The following is an 18,358-nucleotide window of genomic DNA, read 5'->3' as shown; positions in this document are numbered from 1 at the left end:
TCGCTCAGAAGCGACATTTATTAATATATCATGTTCAATTCATTAAATCAAGTAAAATATTATTTTAATATAATTGATAAAATGAGTGACTGCTGTTTTTAACAGCGGATATTTAATATACATCACATTAAGTGACTCGTCAATACTTTATTAGAAAAGTATTATTAAAGAGTTAATCATTATCGCTGTCCGAAGCAGCTAAAATAGAATACCATCTTACATGCTATTGCTTCAATAGTAATATTTTACATTTAATAGTATCTTCCTCCCCTTTCTAAAATAATTGCCACGTTCATCGAGTATTATGTTCTTTCCTTATATATATTTACAACTCCATATCCTCTGTTTACACTAAAAAGTAGGTTATTGGAAATAGGGGGAAAGTAGAGATGGTTCATATTTTATACATAGAAGATGAAAGCGAAATCGGGAATTGGGTATCGAAGGATTTAACGGATAGAGGCTATACTGTTACTTGGCTACAGTCAGGTGAAAACGCAGAAAGATATCTAGAAACTGTTGATATGGCAATTCTGGATGTGATGCTCCCGGGATTAGATGGATTTTCAATAGGAAAACGAATGAAAAAAGAAAAACAAAACCTCCCCATCTTAATGCTATCTGCACGTACTGCCGTGGAGGATAAACTCGAAGGGCTTCATTTTGCGGACGATTATTTAACCAAGCCCTTTCATCCTGATGAACTTGCTGCACGGATTGAAGTTTTGTTAAGACGATTTCAAAAAAATGACGATATCATTAACATAGGGCACTTAACGATCCATACAAAAGATTGGAGAATAATGAACAAAAATACTGGAGCTGAAATTCTCTTAACCGGAAAGCAGTATCATTTGTTCCAATTCTTTCTCAGACATCTAAATCAGATATTAACAAAAGAACAGCTTTATGAGGGAGTTTGGGGCGAACCCTATCTTGAAGGCGACAAGACTTTAATGGTCCATATCCGCTATCTGCGTGAAAAAATCGAGGAAAATCCTGCGAAGCCAACGATTATTGAAACAATTCGGGGAATTGGATATCGGGTGAAACAATGAAAAAGTTTTTCCGCTCTTTGCTCGCAAAATATATGCTAATCATCTTGATGGCTTTAGTTCTTTTTCAAGTAGCTTATGTAATGATTGCTTCGTTTGCTTTAATTGGTCAAAATGTTCATGAAAAGCAGTATCAGGATGACGCCTTAAGCCCGGACTTCATTGAGGAAAATTGGAACTTAGAAGCAATGAAACTCGAGAACCCTTCAAAAGAGCAAATCGCTCACCACTTTGCTAAATGGAAACAAGTCTACCCCGAAGCTTCGATGTTTTGGGTAAATGGCAACGGCCAATTGATTGAACAACTGAACGTTAAGGAAAATCTTCCTACTGATTGGGACTCTGCTTATACAGCCAAGTTCATAAAGGAACGCTATGGTGGGAATCCATTTACCGTGATTGCGTTTATTGGGAACAACGAAAATCAGGGATTTATTGTGTTTGAACTTAACCGAACAACCTTAAACCCTCCCCTTATGAAGGTTTATGAACAATACGGCACGTTTCTTTTGCTTGGAGTTGTTATCATTGTGGTTAGTTTTATTCTCATTTCCTTTTCATTTTTCCGAGGTATCCGTAAACGACTTGTTTATCTCCAAGATGCGATGTCCATACGAGATGTTGATGGGTTACCCGTTCAAGTTGCGGTCAAGAAACAAGATGAAATCGGCCAATTGGAGCAAAGTTTTAATCAAATGGTTGAAGAACTTCGCGCTAGCCGCGAGCGTGAACAGAAAGAAGAACAGCTCCGTAGAGAATTGATTGCAAATCTATCGCACGATTTGCGGACACCATTAACAAAAATCCGCGCACAAACCTATACGCTTACGAAAAATGAACAATCACCTAAAAAGGTGGAACAGCTAAAAAAATTGGAAGCTTCGGTTGCAAGTATTGATCGTTTAATTGAAAACCTGATGTCCTATACACTACTCATGTCAAAAAAGTATCAATATAATCCACAAGAATTGGATATTCTCCGGTTCGTCCGCGAAAGCTTGGCGACTTGGTATCCGGTATTTGAAAAAGAAGGGTTCGAAATGAATATAGAGCTCAATCACCTTAGAGAAAAAAGTTGGACAATTGACCCTATTTGGTTTGAGCGCATCCTTGATAATTTGTTTCAAAATATCATCCGCCATGCAAAAAGTGGACAATATATTGGAGTATACTCAGAAACGACCGAGCAGTTTGATGCCATTGTTATAACCGACCGTGGCAAAGGGATGAAGAATGAGAGTGATGAAAAAGGAGCCGGTATTGGTTTATCAATTGTCGATTTGATGATAAAAAATATGCAACTAAATTGGGAAGTCGAAACAAATCAGAGTGGTACAACCATAAAAATCATACAAAAAAAATAAGATGTGTGTCGGAAGCCCCGCTTGTGGCCTTCTTATGCACATCTTTTTTTGAGAATACACGGCATTTGGATAAAAGGACCTGAAAAATCCCAAACGAATACCCTTCCCTTTTAAAATTGAATATCTGATTTCTTAGCATTACTCTAAATACCAGTTAAAAAAGAAATGAATGTTCATTAGTTCAATCTATTTATGACAACGTGTCACAAAAAGATTGACATATGACAAACGTGTCGCATATGATTAAAACACACAACATGACACTATGTCACATCGGGATTGGAGGAAAAACTTGCCGAAACTGACGTTTTTTAATCTCTCAGAATCTAAACGAAAGAACATGTTGGAAGCTGCGGAAAAAGAGTTCTCTAGAGTTCCCCTGTTTGAGGCCTCGATTTCAAATATCATCAAAACCGCTGGGATTCCTAGGGGAAGCTTTTATCAGTATTTTGAAAACAAAGATGATCTTTATTTCTTTTTACTCGAGGAGAAATTAAAGGAACGAAAAGTCCATTTCCTTCAACTGTTAAAGAAATATAATGGTGATTTGATCGAAGCCATGACAGAAATGTACCAACTTTTCCTAAAGATGATCCCCGATAATCAAGAGCGGAGTTTTTTGAGGAACGCGATGATATATACATCTAATAAGGTGGAGAACTCGTTTTCAGGAATGATCGATGAATCCACTCAAAATAATTATTTTAACGAAATTAAAAGCATCATCGATACACGTCGTTTCCATGATTCAGATGACGAAACGCTGAAACATACTTTTAAAATCATCTCGGCTGTCGCTTTTCACAACCTAATTGAGAAAATGCTAAAGGAGACCTCCGAGGAAGAAGCTTTAGATAATTTCACCTTCAGGATGAAATTAATTAAACAAGGCATTTACAAAAAGGATTGTTAAGGAGAGAAAGCAGATGACCGTGCGAATCTATGGATTAGGCTGTAAATCAACAAAACAAGCAACGCAATGGTTTAAAAAAAACAATATTCCTTTTATTATGCGAAATATAATAAAAGAACCATTAACAGTCACAGAACTTAAACAGTTTCTCCGAATGACGATTGATGGTACAGACGACATACTAGCGAAAAAATCCAAAAAGTACAAAGAATTGAATATTGATTTTGATGAACTACCTTTACCCGAGCTCCTCGAGTTATTTCATCAGTATCCGCGTTTATTAAAGAGCCCCATCATCTTTGATGAAAAAAGACTGCAGGCTGGATATAACGAAGAAGAGATTCGACAATTCTTGCCAAGAGAAATCAGGCAATCTCAGTGGCTAAAGCAGAAGATGAATATGCTAAATATAGCCGAACTTTTGTAAAAGTAATTTCACTTAATCGATAATTTTTAGGTGAGAGAAGAAAAAATTAAATATACGAGGTAGAAAAATGGGCATAGACACGAAGAAAAAACACAACAACACAATAACAATGATATTACGCTCCATCCCGATCATCATAGGTGCATTCATCACAGCTTATGGACTAGAAGCAGTGTTAATTCCAAACAGTGTATCTGATGGTGGTGTAACCGGTCTTAGTATCGCTGGATCACAACTCATGGGTTTGCCATTAGGGTTGCTGATTGCGATTTTGAACATCCCCTTCGTCTTCTTAGGTTATAAGCAAATAGGAAAAAGATTCGCCATTTATTCCGTCATTGGAATCGCTTCGCTTGCGGTGGGGACTAGTGTTATGCACCATATCCCTACAATCATTGAGGGGGATACCTTACTTGTAACCGTTGTTGGCGGAATCATCATCGGATTTGGGATGGGACTTGCCTTAAGAAATGGCGGTGCCTTAGATGGAATTGATATGTTAGCGGTGCTACTTTCTAGGAAGTTACCTTTTGGGACAAGTGATCTTATCCTTTTTTTAAACTTATTTGTTTTCGTGATTGTTTCCACGGTATTCGGGCTCCAAGGGGCCTTTCTGTCAGGGATTGCCTACTTTATTGCTTCCAAAGTCATTCATATTGTGGAAGAAGGTTTAAGTGGCTCAAAGACCTTTAAAATTATCACAAAGTACCCTGAAGAAATGGTTGAGACCATTCGTGATCGTCTAGGAAGGAGTGCCACGTTTAATCTCGTTCAAGGTGCCTATTCAAATGAACAATTCAAAGAAATCACCTGTGTGATTAATCGCCTAGAAGAAACGAAAATGAAAGAAATCATCAATGAAATTGACAACCAAGCGTTCGTTGCAGTGTACGATGTAGCCGAGATTAAAGGCGGTAACTTTAAGAAGAAGGATATTCATTAATAACTAAAAGCGATTCTTTCAAATATGGAAGGATCGTTTTTTTATTGGAATGATTTTTTAAACAAAATTTAAACAAACCACTTCTCTTGTTTTAACCTTGCTTCCCTATGATAGGTATTGAGGTGAGAGAAATGGAATATATAGTAGAAACACGAAATGTATCAAAAAAGTTTGGTAAGGAAACTGCCGTAATAAACTTAGAGATGAAAATAGCAAAAGGCGAAATTTATGGTTTTTTAGGCCCTAATGGTGCTGGGAAAACGACAACCATTCGAATGTTATTAGGATTAATGAAGCCTACATCAGGTACGATACAGTTGTTTAATCAAAATCTTGAACAGAATCGCATAGAGATTCTAAAAAAGGTTGGCTCTTTAGTAGAGAATCCCTCCTATTACCCACATTTAACCGCTTATGAAAATTTAGAAGCCCTGCGGAAAGTTTTAGGAGTAGCTAAAAACCGCATTGATGAAGTACTTGAAATTGTTCGCCTACAAGATGTGGCGAACAAAAAAGTCAAAGGCTTTTCGCTCGGAATGAAGCAGCGGCTTGGCATTGCTGGCTCACTTTTACACAATCCTGAGTTATTAATTCTAGATGAGCCAACCAATGGCCTAGATCCATCCGGAATCATTGAAATCCGGGAATTAATAAAAACATTGCCATCACAATATGGAATGACAGTGTTGATTTCAAGTCACTTATTATCTGAGATTGATCAAATCGCAACAACCGTGGGGATTGTCACAAAAGGGCAGTTAATTTTTCAGGATAGCATCGAAACGTTACGGAAATATGCAAACCAAAATGTAAGTTTCACTGTGAGCGAGAGTAAAAAAGCATGGCAACTATTAATCTCATCCGGACTCCAAGCAGAACTTCAGCAAAATCGAGTATTGATACAAGATTGTTCAGATGGCATAGTAGCTGAAGCTGTTCGACTTCTTGTTCAAGCAGGTCAAGCAGTCTACCGAGTTGAAGACGAAAAGAAATCACTTGAAGAAATCTTCCTGCAGATGACAAAGGAGGAGAATGCTGGATGATTGCCAACCTATTAACATCTGAATTTCTAAAAATTAGACGTAAGGGATTTTGGCTATTAACCTTTCTAGGTCCATTCGGAGTTGTGGCCTTACAAATGGTAAATTACGGTGTTCGCAAAGACTATTTGCTGCAACAAAGTAACGATGATTGGGGCTATTACCTCGGGAACGTACACTCGTTTACCCCGCTTGCGCTTGTTCTTGGAATCGCGATTTTAACCTCTTTTATGGCAAGCATTGAAAATGAAACAAATGCCTGGAAGCAATTAATCGCCTTACCCGTTTCAAAAATGAATGTATATTTATCAAAATTTACAGTGCTGGCGTGCTTGATGCTCTTCTCTTCCGTGCTGCTAATGGTGTTTACCTTTGCTTTTGGCCTTGTTCTTGATTTAGGTTCAGCAGTTCCTTATATGGACATTGTACAATACAGTTTCTTTCCGTTCCTTGCTTCCCTACCGATTCTAGCTTTACAACTATGGGTATCAACGGTTAGCCAAAATCAAGGAATTCCGATTACCGTGGGAATATTAGGATTTATTTTAACGTATTCGGCGTTTTTCTTGCCAGATTGGGTGATTTGGAAATGGCCGTCTCTGATGAACGATGCAAACGAACCTGTTCAAAATGTACTCCTCGGTGTTGGTGTTGGTTGTTTGTTATACGTGGTCGGTATGATTGATTTTACTCGAAGGGATGTGAAATAATGCTGGGTCTTTTCCAATCAGAGTGGTTTAAATTGAGAAAGTCGAAAGTTTTGCCGATTTTACTATCTGGCCCATTAGTAGGTTTTTTCGTGGGCTTTGCGCTCAGATACGAAGCAAATGAACTCCAAGGACAAGAATGGTATTTAACGATCCTTTATATGAACTTAACCTACGCGTTACTGTTTTTACCACTAATCACCGGTGTTCTCGCAGGGGTAATCTGCCGGTATGAACATCAAAGTGGTGGCTGGAAACAATTGTTAGCTTTACCGGTCTCTCGTGGCAAGGTCTTTGTCATAAAGTATATGCTCGTTTTACTGCTCGTTTTACTGATTCAACTTCTTTATTTAGGATCCATTTTAGCGGTCGGGGCGATCAACGGGATAAGTGAACCATTTCCTACTGAAGTAGTATGGAAAAGCATTCTAGGAGGTTGGGTGGCGACCTTTCCATTGGTTGCTTTACAATTGTGGATGTCGATTTTGTTTAAAAGCTTTGCCGCTCCATTTGCCGTCAATGTCATCCTTACCTTACCTTCAATCTTAGTGATAAACTCAGAACGATTCGGCCCCTATTACCCTTGGGCTCAGCCGTTTTCAATGATGTATATCGGCGGAAATGAAGGCGATGTCTTTTTCATTCCTTGGGAGCAATTGCTCACCGTCGTGGGAGGAAGTTTTGTCCTCTTTTTCCTCGGTGGATTCCTATACTTTCAGCGGAAAGCAGTTTGATGAATGAAGAAAAAGGATAGATGATTTGGATTCAACTATCCTTTTTTCACTGTATTGCCTTGTGCATTTATATTTTTGCGGTATAACAGATTGATTTGATCCGCCAAGTAGATTGGACTATACGGCGTTCCTGACTGAATCCACCAGGTAACAATGCCAAATGTGGAAGAAGCAACAATCTCAATTGGAACTTTAACCGAAGTCCCACTTCCTTTTTTTATCTCCCGGCGAATCGAAATAATCTCAACGAGAATATTGAATAGTTTTCTACGAAAGTCCTTATTTTCAAGCATAACCTGGAAGAGTACCGCATGATCATAGATATGCTCTAAAAAAGATACGATGGGTAAAGTCCCCGTGTTTTCGTGGTCTCCGAAAACAGGATTAATCTTTCCTGACAGTTCCTCAAGCACCTCATTCACCATTTGCTCCATTAGGTCCTCTATATCTTGATAATGCAAGTAAAAGGTTGCACGGTTTAACTCAGCCCGATTTGCTAGTTTTTGAACGGTTACTTTACTTTTATCATCGTTCTCTTGAAGCAGTGATATCATTGCCTCTTTAAACAATTTCTTTGTCCGTGTAATGCGAGGATCCACCCTCTGCTTACTATTGGTAGACATTTTTTCGCCCCTTTGACTAAAAACCTAGATTTTTTTAACACTTCCATAATAATTGTCAATTAATAAACACTTAGTTGAAAAGTGTAAATGGTTTTATTCCTCTTTGCATGGTAGCATATACTTTATTGACACAGTATCAATTAATAAACAGTTCGTCAATTAGTGAACAAGATGAAAGGATTTTGTGGATGACTCAACCAATCAACAAAAAAATACTTATGCCCGTCATGCTCTTAGGTTCGTTTTTATCGATTTTGAACCAGACGATTTTAAACGTAGCGTTACCTGATTTGATGACGGAGTTTGACATCCATGCAACAACCGTGCAATGGTTGATTACCGGCTTTATGTTGGTTAACGGGATATTAGTTCCGGTGACGGCATTTTTAATGAAACGATTTACGACAAGGCAACTGTTTCTCAGTTCAATGGGGTTGTTGTTTGTCGGCACATTTATCAGTGCCATTGCACCGGGGTTTGAATTTCTTTTAATCGGGCGACTCATTCAAGCTGCAGGTGCAGGGATTATTATGCCATTGTTAATGACTGTTGTTCTTGTTGTATATCCGAAGGAAGGCCGAGGAGCGGCGATGGGATTCATTGGTCTTGCGATGATTTTCGCTCCCGCAATTGGTCCTGTAGTAGCTGGTTTTGTTATCGAACAATACTCATGGCGCTGGATTTTTATCGGCATGCTGCCACTAATCATGATCGTAATTCTCTTATCCTTTAAGTTTCTTGTAAATGTTTCAGAAACCGCTAAAACAAAGCTCGATGTCACCAGTGTCCTGATGTCAACCATCGGGTTCGGTGCTTTACTGTTTGGTTTAAGCAATGCAGGAGATAAAGGTTGGGAAAGTGCTGAGGTGTTGATTTTTATTAGCATCGGTCTAGTGTTTCTTGCTCTTTTCATCCGGAGGCAGCTTATATCTGAAGACCCTTTGCTCAATTTACGTGTATTCACTTATAACATGTTCACAAACACAACCATGATTAGCATTATGGTGATGATGGTTATGTATGCAGATATGATTTTATTGCCAATTTACCTGCAAACAAGTAGAGGTTTCACCGTTTTGGACACAGCGTTGCTGTTGCTACCAGGGGCATTGGTGAATGCGTTCATGTCTCCTGTATCCGGAAAGATGTTAGATAAATTTGGTATAAAACCAGTTGTCATCATCGGTTTACTGTTTACCCTTCCTGCTATTTGGGGCGTAACCAGTTTAACCGAGACCACCTCTTATACCCATTTAATGGTTCGGACGATTTTTCTACGAATTGGGTTGAGTTTTTTAACAATGCCATTAAACACCGCAGGCCTAAATGCTCTCCCAACAGCACTCAATTCACACGGCTCTTCTGTTACAAATACGGTGCGCCAGGTGGCAGGTTCAGTTGGAACAGCCCTTGTGGTTACAATTTATACGGCAAGAAGCAGTAGCCATGCCGCTCAACTCACCCATTCAAATTCTAGTTTGTCTACTTCTCAACTCGCACAGCAATCTACAATCCTTGGGACAAACGATGCTTATAGGTTCATGTTGGTTTTAGGGATCATTGCCCTTGTGGTCACCCTCTTTATGCCTAAGAACGTTAATAGAAAAGAAGATGGCGCTTTGAAGGAGAAAAAACTAACTGCGAGACGTTAAAAACAGAGAGTAGCAATGAATTCAATAAGAGATTAGGGTGAAGCAATTGAAGCCAAACTACACGGAACTCGGATTCGCCGATAAGATGGGGCCAGAATTAAAAGCACTAGTTGAAAAACAACTTAGCAATGATCTAAAAGTATATGGAGTGACTGCAGATTTGTTTCACTTTGATTGGGCAGACAGTTGTATAGAAGGACACGATACAAGATTGTTAGATGGTGAAGTTGAAAATTTTTCAGGAATTAAAGTCTATAACGGACACGACAACCTTATTGCCGAAGGCTGGATGGAGTTTATTCACGAGCCATCCTATGACTTTTTTATTACGTATTGGGAATTCCTTACGCTATTTGAGAAAAAAGGAGAAACCTATATAAAAGAAACGGCTGGTATCCCCCTCCATGTTTTTGTGATAGTTCCAGAAAACATACGTGAAAACTATAAAGCGCAGCTATTAGACTAGCAAGAAAAATGACATCCTTCAGGATGTCATTTTCATTTTATGATTAGGCTAAAGCATTGATTTGAGCTTTATCTTTTTTGCCGTGCAACACAAAATATAGACCAGAAGAAAGTAAGACGATTACTCCTAGAATCATATAAAGCGTAGCATAGCTCATCATTGGGACAAAGAATCCAAGTAGGTATGGACCAAACCCAAGACCTGCATCAAGGAAAATAAAGAACGTTGACGTCGCTAACCCCATTCGATGAGAGGGAGTAAGTTTAACAGCAATGGCTTGTGTACAAGACTGCATATTCCCAAATCCTAGCCCAATCAATGCCCCTCCCAACAACAAGGTAATACTATTGTGAGCTGAAGCCAGTAGCATCATTCCGGCTGCAAAAAGAATAAACGCTGGGTACATCACATAATTCGCTCCTTTCACATCCATTAAACGACCAGTGAAGGGACGTGAAAGTAAGACTGCAATGGAATAAACAAGGAAAAAGAAACTAGCTGTGCTTACTAGGTCAATTTCAATCGCATAAAAATTAATAAAAGATAGAACGCTAGAGTAACAGAAGGCTACGACGAGTGTAATCACTGCAATTGGTATGGCTTTAGGCTCAACAAATTGTGAGAGTTTGAAGCCCTTTATCTCCGAAGCTTCGGTTGAACGTTCCACTTGTGGCACGTACAAAAAGAAGGCAGTGATGAAACTAATGATCCCTAAAGCGAGACACAGGCTAAATATGATGTGCGTGCTTGTATGTTGACTCATATAAAGTCCTATGAACGGCCCAATAGCAGTTGCTAACGTCGCACTCATACTATAATAGCCAATCCCCTCGCCCTTGCGTTTACTTGGAATAATTTGAGCGACAATGGTCCCTGTTGCGGTGCTCGCAATCCCCAGGGTAATTCCATGTAAAAAACGATTCAATAATAGGAAGCCAATCCCTAATTGGATAAAATAGAATAAGGTGGTTATCGTAAATAACATTAATCCGATGAACAATGTTTTTTTACGACCAATTGAATCAATACTACGGCCGATAAGCAATCGACCTATTAGCGCTCCGACAATAAAAATTCCCGTCACGAGCCCAGCCTGACTTGTAGTCGCTTGAAATTCCTCGACTGCATAAACACCAATAATGACAATTAATAGATAAAAGACTAATGTTAAAAGGAAGTTGATGCCTGACACAATGATAAAATCCTTCGTCCATAATTTAGGTTTATTCACTCTTGTTCCCCTCTCGTTTCATGATGTTGTTCTTAATCTTAGGTAATGTATTAAACGTTGTGATTTGCTCTTCTTGGTTGATTCCGTGCATCATACTATGTTCCAAATCTGTTATTTTTTTTCGACATTCCTTGTATATCTCTTCGCCTCTTTCTGTGAGTTGAATAATTTTTTCTCGCCGATCCTTCCCAGGAATTTGCTTCACGATCTCTAGTTCTTCCAGACGATGAACTCTCCTAGTTATGGTTGGCTTTTCAACCTGATAATAATTTGAAATATCTACAAGCGTTGAAGCTCCATGGTTTTTGATATAAAAAATAACCTGCCATAAAGAGTATGAAAGCTCATATGTACTCATCAGATCGTTTAATTTTGTGATTAGTGGGCGATACAGACTTAAATAGCGTTGAAAGAAACCTTCCAAATTTTTCACTCCCCTACTAGTTCCCAAAGGCACGAACAACTTAATTACCTAAGGTAATGATTACCGAAGTTAACTATAGGGGTTTTTTGTATAGTTGTCAAGGGTAACTAATTTAAAAATAAGCATGAATTATTCTTTCATTCTATACATTTTTATTAATGATAGAAAAAGTTAGAACGCTAGTTAACGAATCTTGTCGGCATTCTGAACATCCTTAGCCCTTTTCAATTTTTAAAAATAAATAAAAAAAAGCAGCCTGATTACTTATCAATCAGACTGCTAGTTAGATAGTTCTATAGGTTATTTTATGGTGATTTTTGCTGAGTTGTAGTTCTTACCTTTTCCTAGAGGGTTATAGTTTTTCTCAATGTTTCCTGCCGCATCGACAGCAAACCAGTTAATGGTTGTCGTTTTATTAATGGTTAAGGTTTCTGCTTCTTCTCGCGTTCCAGCCAATTGCAGCTTCTTTGACTCAAAGGTTGGACGGCTGCCATCAAGGGTATAGTAGATGGTTGCTGCTTCACTTGTCTCAAATGCAACCTCGACTGGAGCGGAAAACGTTCCTTTACCAGGAACAGCTTTCGAGGTAGGACGTTTTTTGTCTTTTGCATGGTTGTATGCCACTTGCATCAAGCCAATTAAACCATTTGAGAATTCCATTGCTTCTTCATGGCCTTCTTCATACGATGGTTGGAAACCAACCGCACGCCATCTTTGTGCCTCTTTATCCCATAAATCGGCTCCTACTTCAAAGTTCCAAGCGTAAATGCCTTTTTCATACCAGAGATAATCCGCTGAGTTTCCTGCAGCTGAATACAACACATCAGGAATTGGACCGGTACGATTTGGAAGAATGACCGTACCACGGTGGTCTTGTATATCATTTAAAATTAAATCACTTGCTGCCCAGTAGAATGCTTCTTCTCCGGCAGATGGACGTGGTAAGGTTGTCCGATTTGGATCATAAGCACCAGGAGACCACATAAAATAGCCACCATAACTATGAATATTCATTGCAAATTTAATGTTTTCAAAGGTATCGGCAAGCCATACTAGGTTTTTAGATTCTGGCTCAGAGTTTTCTGCAGGTCCTGCATAAGTCCCACTAGTACAATTTGTCGTTGATGCTCCGATAAAACCATCAAATGCTGAACCAATTGAATGATTACGGTTTAGGTCAACACCCCAGTTATTGCGATTGCCTGGATCAGATTGTGTTGGTGGGCAATGATTGGTCATATTTTTACGTTGCATATTATAGTCATAAAAGCTAAAATTCGCACCGTCTGGGTTCATCGTCGGAACTAGGAAGATATCAAGATTGTTAACCAATTTCTTCGTATCTGGATCATGTGCATAGTTCCGTAGCAAACGCTCAGCGGTCTCAATTGTCACAAGCGGCGTTACCCATTCACGAGCATGCTCTTGTGCGTAACCAAGGACACCTGGTTTTGAACCGTCCCGATGCTTTCCAATGCGAATTGCTTTGACTGTCATTGGCTCACGCGAAACCTCTTCAGGTGCATTTAAATTATCTGTTAACTGAACAGAAGCTGCGGATACTACTCCCTCACCTGCGTTTCCACGGTATGTAGTGGCAGTAATTAGGTTACTCGCTTGTTTATTTAGTTCAGCCACCACCTGTCGAGCGGTACTGTTCACGTTTCCATCTTCATCGGTAGCAAGATTAACGACAATCTGGTTTCCTTTTACTAGTACCTCCAAGGATGAATTGGGTGAATTTGGCTTTTTCAACTCCACGGAAATGTTATTTCCGCCTTCATGACCCCATGCTTTCGAAGATACAACGACAGTGGTGTTGGTCGTTGAACCAATGGTCGCCTGTGCTACCCGGCGATACCCATTTGTTTGATTTGGCATCTCAATGATTTCGACCAAATTCGGGAATTCTTTGGCAAGTTGCTCGGCTCGTTCATAAAGTTCTGCTGGAGCCATATAATGATCGACAAAATTGGTAACATAATGCTTATTCGGCTTGCCTGGCTTATCCGCACCAAGCCATTCTGTCACGGTACTCGTTGCACTTCCCCCAAGATTGCTTTCAATTTTTACAGACTTAGGAACCGCACTGATCGGAACCTCAAAATAATGGTAAATATACTCCCCGTAATCTACAAATCGATTAAGCGTCGCTGTTTTTTCTTCCCCGTTTTCGTTCCAGGTCGCAGTCAAAGCGGTACTAGACGAATCCCCAGCACTTGTTTTAGCTTCTACATAAAGGAAGGTATCTGATTGATTTGTATAGTGGTTCGCACGGAGAACTTTGACTGAATCCTCCACCGCTTCAAGAGTATTTTGAAGTTGAACCTTAGATTCTCTTTCAGCCACCCTTGTATTCCATTGTTGTTCGGTAATCAAGGTATCCTTTACCGTAATTCCATGTTTTTTTAGTGCTTCAATTTCACTTGGTGTCACCACTGCATCTACTTCTAGTTTGCCATTATGTTCATGCATTCTGTGTGCAAGGTCAATGTCTAGTTCTAGCAATTTTTCTTTCGCTTTTTCATTTGGTACTTCAAGTTGAACAACCGATACTGTTTCTTCTTTCGGCAAAGGCATATCAGCTTGTCCAACTGCAGCCGTCTGTGTCACCCATCCTGGAACGACAACAGAAACACTGAGTCCCGTCAATGCTGTTGCAACCAATACATTCCTTATCCATTTTTGTTTTTTCTTCAAATCCCAATCCTCCTCATGAATTGTTTTAAAGCACTTTTATTATAGATTTAATTTTCTGAATTTTAGGTCTAAATATGCAGAATTAGACAAAAAACCTTCCCACAAAATGCAACAAAAGACGAAATTGTCATTATTATGCTAAACCACTATGAAATAGGTCGAACGTACCATTAGGAAAGTCTTGAAGCTATTGTCAAATTTCGAGGATTTCACATGATACGAACAGCGCTAGGATAACATTCCGGTGATTTCCCTTCGCCTCTGAGGGAGGTAATGAGAATTGAATGGAGAGATATTTGGCGAAACGTGACTAGTTCTAGGAGATTTTGATTGAGGTTTTTATACATATGCAGTTCCCGATCCCGCCATACATGCAGAACGCAGGAACAAAGATTCATTCTTAATACAGTCCATTTTAGTTCAATAGTATGAATTTAGGTACCTTTCACCCATATACATGATTTTCTCCAGCACTGACGAAGCCTAGAAGACATGTATTCGCTTCTATATAAAATATTTTAGAAGGACAACTAATACGAAAATACTACAAAAAAAGTCCAAGAAACAGTAATAAAACAGACTGTTTTCTTGGACTTCTGGTTTTATTTATATGCCAATTGCTTTGATTGAGCATACCTATAAAGCATTTAACTATGAAAAAAATTGAAAAACAATTAACTAGCTGTTCTTTGCTAAAAAGTAGCTTAAAGATTATAGCAACACTTTTTAACGAAAACACACTATTTATATTAGAGCTTTAGCTTATATTGCCCAGTCACCATTACGGAAAATCGGAACAATACTGCCATCTTCTTTAATGCCATCGATGTCCATTTTGTCAGAACCAATCATGAAGTCAACATGAACAATGGATGTGTTCATGCCATTCTTTAATAATTCTTCCTGACTCATTTTCGTTCCACCTTCTATGGTTGTTGGATAAGCTGAACCAATTGCTAGGTGATTTGATGCATTCTCATCAAAAAGAGTTGTAAAGAACGTGATACCTGATTGAGAAATAGGAGATGGATCTGGGACAAGAGCCACTTCACCTAGTCCAGTACCGCCTTCATTATCGAACACCAATTTCTTAATCGTTTCATCGCCTTTTTCAGCCGAAATATCAACGATCTTTCCGTCTTTAAAATGCACTTCAATGCCTTCAATTAATGTACCAGCATAACTAAGTGGTTTCGTGCTACGTACTACCCCTTCCATGCGATGGGTATCAGGAGCTGAATAAACCTCTTCTGTCGGCATGTTCGCAATAAATTCCTCACCTTTAGGGTTTTTACTTTCTGCACTACACCAAATATGATTCTTAGCTAAACCTAAAGTCAAATCAGTACCAGGTGCTGTATAGTGGAGAGCATCAAATTGCATCTCATTTAACTTTGCCGCTTTTTCATTTAATGTTTTTTTATGGTCGTCCCAAGCAGCAATTGGATCCTCTGCATAGACACGACAAGTTTTGAAAATTTGATCCCATAATGCATCCACTTGTTCCTCAGAAGTTTTCAAATCAGGGAATACTTTCGCTGCCCAACCAGCACCCGAAGCAGAAGCAACGGTCCATTTCAAATCATCATTTTGTGTTGCCTTACGCTGAGCGTGGAACGCCTTACCAGCTACGTTCTGGTAGGCAGCAATTTTAGCAGGATCCACTTCATTCATTAATCCAGGATCACTTGATACAATGGATAACCGACTAACACGATGGTTCAATACATGATCTTCAGATTCTTGGATTTCATACTCAGGGATATTCGTCAGTACCTCTGTTGGTTGATGCAAGTAATGCAGTTTACTGATTTCGTCATCTGACCATTTTACAATTACTTTTTCAGCACCTAATGCATAGGCCTCTTTTGTGATAAGGCGAGCTAAAGGAGCTTGGTCAACGGAAACCGTCATTTTTACCCAATCACCTGATTGAACATTGATTCCCTTTGCCACTAATAGTTTTGCATATTTATGTAGGTTTTCTTCAAAGTTAGGTAGCACCATTCTGACCTCCAAATATTTAGTTCTATTTACTATATTAACATAATTGCGAATTCTATCCTAAAATGGACCCTTATCGTTTGATTTCTTTTTATAGGGGGAGAAAATGTTGTTTCATTAATTCATTTAGCCGCTTGAATGCCACTTGGACTAACTCGTTTGGAACATCGGCATACAAATCACCTAAACTTACCTCGAAATAACAGCTTTTTTCATCGATTTCTTTTAGATAACTTGTTAGTCCAATTCCTGTTTGTCGGTGAACTTCTGCTAAAACAAGCTCCACTTGGTCTTTAGGTTGTTGAAAGTGAACATGGAACATGTTTGAAACTGGGTCAATTGGCAAGGTAGAGATACCGTGACATGAGTTATATAGATGGGCGAGTTCCTTCGCTGACTGATAGTATTGTTCCATTTTATGTGCTCGTCTATCAAAATAATAGTCCGCAGAAAGAATATATGGATATAAGCCAATTAAATCCCCACCATAGCGCCGTTTCCAAACCTTCGATTGCTGAATAAACTCCTTATCTCCAGCCAAAATCGCCCCGGCAATTCCTCCTATGCCCTTATAGAATGAAAGGTAGACACTGTCAAAAAGAGCGCAAACCTCAGCAGCAGATTTCTGATAATAGGGAAGTACTTCTAATAACCGTGCTCCATCAAGATGAAGTCTAATACCGTTTTCTTGACAGTATGCAGAGATCTGTTCGAGCGTATCAAAGCTTGGCAATTGCCCACCAATTTCACGCTGAGGCAATTCCAACAAAATACTTGAGACAGGTTCCCTTAGGTTGAGAACATCTTCGAGCTCAATAACTCGATTTTTATCTGCAAGCAAAATACTTTCAATCTTATGTATTTCTTTCAAGCCATCTTCTTCATGAATTTCTAGGTGGCTTAACGGGTGATATGCTACTTTTCTAATGCCTTTTTCATCGCACCAAATTCGGAGGGCGATTTGCTGAGCCATCGTTCCACTTGGAAAAAATACCGCTTCTTCTTTACCAAGTATGCTAGCCATCTTTTCTTGAAACTCTTCAATCACCTTTCCCTCTCCATATAAATCACTTTCCAAATTCTCATCAACCGCTTGAAAAGCTTCCTTTAATACATGAATATTGCGTTTCCCGTGTCCAGCCAATTGATAGTTACTCTTCTTAAAAGACTCTTTTAAACTAGTTTGAATCATGAATATAATGCTCCTATCACCTTTTAAATTCATAACTACTTTATTATACCTTATAAGAATGTTCCATTTACATTGGCCACCTAAAAATCTATTAATTTAGAAACAAGCTAATGACCTATTTTCCACAAAAATGTTATAGTATTCTAAAACATTTGGTGGTGATTCAAGATGAATACGCATCTATTTCTGTTTGGGGGTGCCCCTCCCTTCACAACAAAAATGGCAGAGAATTTTGTAAAAATAGCCTCCAGTTCAGTTGGTCCTGTTTCTATATTATTTATCGAGAGAGAAGGATGGGAGCAATACATGTCAAGATATACTCAAGAGTTAGAAGACTTTGGATTAAAAGAATTCTATTATCTGCCCCTTCCTTCCACGCCAATTGAAAAAGTACAGAATTGCTTAAGAAACAGTTCGGGTATTATGATTGGTGGCGGAAACACGAATTTATATGCTGACTGTATAGTTGAGACTCCCATTTCTACGGTAATAAAAGAAAAATATGAGGAAGGTACCCCCATTGCAGGCTTTTCAGCAGGTGCTTTAATAAGCCCAGAAATTTGTATTATATCTGCTAAAGATAATGACCAAAACGTTTTCCAATTTAGGAAGGGGTTGGGTCTACTATCAGATGTATCCATTGCGGTACACTTTTCACAATGGGATGATGAGGCTCATTTAAGACACGCGGTAAAACAATTTAAACATCAATATCATTATGGAATAGACGAAAACACAGGAGTATATCTACGAAATGGACAGATTGAAGCCACTGAAGGAGATGGAGTTTATAGGATTAAAAATGACGTTCTATATACAATTAATAAATCCTTTGAATGAGTTTTGGGAAGGGGAAAATTCTATAACTTTAAGAAAGGACTGA

Annotated in this window: 17 protein-coding genes; 11 read left to right on the top strand and 6 right to left on the bottom strand. The window is 38.8% G+C overall.

Going from position 1 to position 18,358, the window contains the following annotated elements; translation table 11 throughout:
• Window positions 1-389: 389 nt before the first annotated feature.
• From H0185_RS17355 to H0185_RS17320, 8 genes are all read left to right on the top strand, one after another.
• Window positions 390-1,058: a response regulator transcription factor gene (locus H0185_RS17355; protein ID WP_221874765.1), complete on the top strand. Its 669-nt coding sequence runs from the start codon at window positions 390-392 to the stop codon at window positions 1,056-1,058.
• Window positions 1,055-2,419 carry a sensor histidine kinase gene (locus H0185_RS17350; RefSeq protein ID WP_221874764.1) on the top strand — a complete coding sequence of 455 codons (1,365 nt, stop codon included), beginning with the start codon at window positions 1,055-1,057 and terminating at the stop codon, window positions 2,417-2,419. Before H0185_RS17355 ends, H0185_RS17350 begins: the two co-directional genes overlap by 4 nt.
• A gap of 292 nt (window positions 2,420-2,711) precedes the next feature.
• On the top strand, window positions 2,712-3,332 hold the full coding sequence (locus H0185_RS17345) for a TetR/AcrR family transcriptional regulator (protein ID WP_221874763.1): 621 nt from the start codon (window positions 2,712-2,714) through the stop codon (window positions 3,330-3,332).
• Between the two features lie 13 nt (window positions 3,333-3,345).
• The gene (locus tag H0185_RS17340; protein WP_221874762.1) at window positions 3,346-3,759 is read left to right on the top strand and encodes a Spx/MgsR family RNA polymerase-binding regulatory protein; all 414 of its coding nucleotides are present in this window, start codon (window positions 3,346-3,348) and stop codon (window positions 3,757-3,759) included.
• 67 nt (window positions 3,760-3,826) lie between these two features.
• Entirely contained in the window at window positions 3,827-4,702 is an 876-nt protein-coding gene (locus H0185_RS17335; protein ID WP_221874761.1) for a YitT family protein, read from the top strand.
• A gap of 131 nt (window positions 4,703-4,833) precedes the next feature.
• Entirely contained in the window at window positions 4,834-5,745 is a 912-nt protein-coding gene (locus H0185_RS17330; protein WP_221874760.1) for an ABC transporter ATP-binding protein, read from the top strand.
• Window positions 5,742-6,452, top strand: a complete 711-nt coding sequence (locus H0185_RS17325; protein ID WP_221874759.1) for an ABC transporter permease — start codon at window positions 5,742-5,744, stop codon at window positions 6,450-6,452. The genes H0185_RS17330 and H0185_RS17325 overlap by 4 nt, the downstream gene beginning before the upstream one ends.
• The gene (locus H0185_RS17320; RefSeq protein ID WP_221874758.1) at window positions 6,452-7,183 is read left to right on the top strand and encodes an ABC transporter permease; all 732 of its coding nucleotides are present in this window, start codon (window positions 6,452-6,454) and stop codon (window positions 7,181-7,183) included. Before H0185_RS17325 ends, H0185_RS17320 begins: the two co-directional genes overlap by 1 nt.
• Before the next feature lie 35 nt (window positions 7,184-7,218).
• Here H0185_RS17320 and H0185_RS17315 read toward each other — a convergent pair whose 3' ends face one another.
• Window positions 7,219-7,806: a TetR/AcrR family transcriptional regulator gene (locus H0185_RS17315; protein ID WP_221874757.1), complete on the bottom strand. Its 588-nt coding sequence runs from the start codon at window positions 7,804-7,806 to the stop codon at window positions 7,219-7,221.
• 188 nt (window positions 7,807-7,994) lie between these two features.
• On the opposite strand from H0185_RS17315, the gene H0185_RS17310 reads away from it, so the two are divergent.
• The gene (locus H0185_RS17310) at window positions 7,995-9,458 is read left to right on the top strand and encodes a DHA2 family efflux MFS transporter permease subunit (RefSeq protein ID WP_221874756.1); all 1,464 of its coding nucleotides are present in this window, start codon (window positions 7,995-7,997) and stop codon (window positions 9,456-9,458) included.
• 46 nt (window positions 9,459-9,504) lie between these two features.
• A complete protein-coding gene (locus H0185_RS17305; RefSeq protein WP_221874755.1) occupies window positions 9,505-9,924 on the top strand; it encodes a hypothetical protein in 420 nt (139 codons plus the stop codon).
• Between the two features lie 43 nt (window positions 9,925-9,967).
• Here the strand turns inward: H0185_RS17305 and H0185_RS17300 are convergent, their stop codons facing one another.
• The 5 genes from H0185_RS17300 to H0185_RS17280 all read right to left on the bottom strand — a co-directional run bounded on the left by H0185_RS17300 (window position 9,968) and on the right by H0185_RS17280 (window position 17,475).
• Window positions 9,968-11,155, bottom strand: coding sequence for an MFS transporter (locus tag H0185_RS17300; RefSeq protein ID WP_221874754.1), 1,188 nt, complete (start codon window positions 11,153-11,155; stop codon window positions 9,968-9,970).
• On the bottom strand, window positions 11,148-11,579 hold the full coding sequence (locus tag H0185_RS17295) for a MarR family winged helix-turn-helix transcriptional regulator (protein WP_221874753.1): 432 nt from the start codon (window positions 11,577-11,579) through the stop codon (window positions 11,148-11,150). The genes H0185_RS17300 and H0185_RS17295 overlap by 8 nt, the downstream gene beginning before the upstream one ends.
• 300 nt (window positions 11,580-11,879) lie before the next feature.
• Window positions 11,880-14,279, bottom strand: a complete 2,400-nt coding sequence (locus H0185_RS17290; RefSeq protein WP_221874752.1) for a M14 family metallopeptidase — start codon at window positions 14,277-14,279, stop codon at window positions 11,880-11,882.
• 762 nt (window positions 14,280-15,041) lie between these two features.
• The gene (locus H0185_RS17285) at window positions 15,042-16,286 is read right to left on the bottom strand and encodes an aminopeptidase (RefSeq protein WP_221874751.1); all 1,245 of its coding nucleotides are present in this window, start codon (window positions 16,284-16,286) and stop codon (window positions 15,042-15,044) included.
• Window positions 16,287-16,374: 88 nt separating this feature from the next.
• Window positions 16,375-17,475, bottom strand: a complete 1,101-nt coding sequence (locus tag H0185_RS17280; RefSeq protein WP_221874750.1) for a threonine aldolase family protein — start codon at window positions 17,473-17,475, stop codon at window positions 16,375-16,377.
• A 168-nt stretch (window positions 17,476-17,643) separates the two neighbouring features.
• Between H0185_RS17280 and H0185_RS17275 the strand changes: the two genes are divergently transcribed.
• On the top strand, window positions 17,644-18,315 hold the full coding sequence (locus H0185_RS17275) for a Type 1 glutamine amidotransferase-like domain-containing protein (RefSeq protein WP_221874749.1): 672 nt from the start codon (window positions 17,644-17,646) through the stop codon (window positions 18,313-18,315).
• Window positions 18,316-18,358: the final 43 nt, after the last annotated feature.

Source organism: Mesobacillus maritimus, from assembly GCF_019749255.1.
In the GTDB taxonomy this organism is placed as follows: Bacteria; Bacillota; Bacilli; order Bacillales; family Cytobacillaceae; genus Mesobacillus_B; species Mesobacillus_B maritimus_A.
Note: the sequence above shows the minus strand (reverse complement) of the source record. Positions and strands in the feature narration are given on the sequence as shown.

Excerpts from the sequence above, each read along its gene's own strand:
- H0185_RS17310 (WP_221874756.1), top strand. The coding sequence starts at position 7,995 with ATGACTCAACCAATCAACAAAAAAATACTTATGCCCGTCATGCTCTTA.
- H0185_RS17280 (WP_221874750.1), bottom strand. The coding sequence starts at position 17,475 with ATGATTCAAACTAGTTTAAAAGAGTCTTTTAAGAAGAGTAACTATCAA.
- H0185_RS17315 (WP_221874757.1), bottom strand. The coding sequence starts at position 7,806 with ATGTCTACCAATAGTAAGCAGAGGGTGGATCCTCGCATTACACGGACA.
- H0185_RS17285 (WP_221874751.1), bottom strand. The coding sequence starts at position 16,286 with ATGGTGCTACCTAACTTTGAAGAAAACCTACATAAATATGCAAAACTA.
- H0185_RS17320 (WP_221874758.1), top strand. The coding sequence starts at position 6,452 with ATGCTGGGTCTTTTCCAATCAGAGTGGTTTAAATTGAGAAAGTCGAAA.
- H0185_RS17275 (WP_221874749.1), top strand. The coding sequence starts at position 17,644 with ATGAATACGCATCTATTTCTGTTTGGGGGTGCCCCTCCCTTCACAACA.
- H0185_RS17330 (WP_221874760.1), top strand. The coding sequence starts at position 4,834 with ATGGAATATATAGTAGAAACACGAAATGTATCAAAAAAGTTTGGTAAG.
- H0185_RS17325 (WP_221874759.1), top strand. The coding sequence starts at position 5,742 with ATGATTGCCAACCTATTAACATCTGAATTTCTAAAAATTAGACGTAAG.
- H0185_RS17340 (WP_221874762.1), top strand. The coding sequence starts at position 3,346 with ATGACCGTGCGAATCTATGGATTAGGCTGTAAATCAACAAAACAAGCA.
- H0185_RS17350 (WP_221874764.1), top strand. The coding sequence starts at position 1,055 with ATGAAAAAGTTTTTCCGCTCTTTGCTCGCAAAATATATGCTAATCATC.
- H0185_RS17335 (WP_221874761.1), top strand. The coding sequence starts at position 3,827 with ATGGGCATAGACACGAAGAAAAAACACAACAACACAATAACAATGATA.
- H0185_RS17355 (WP_221874765.1), top strand. The coding sequence starts at position 390 with ATGGTTCATATTTTATACATAGAAGATGAAAGCGAAATCGGGAATTGG.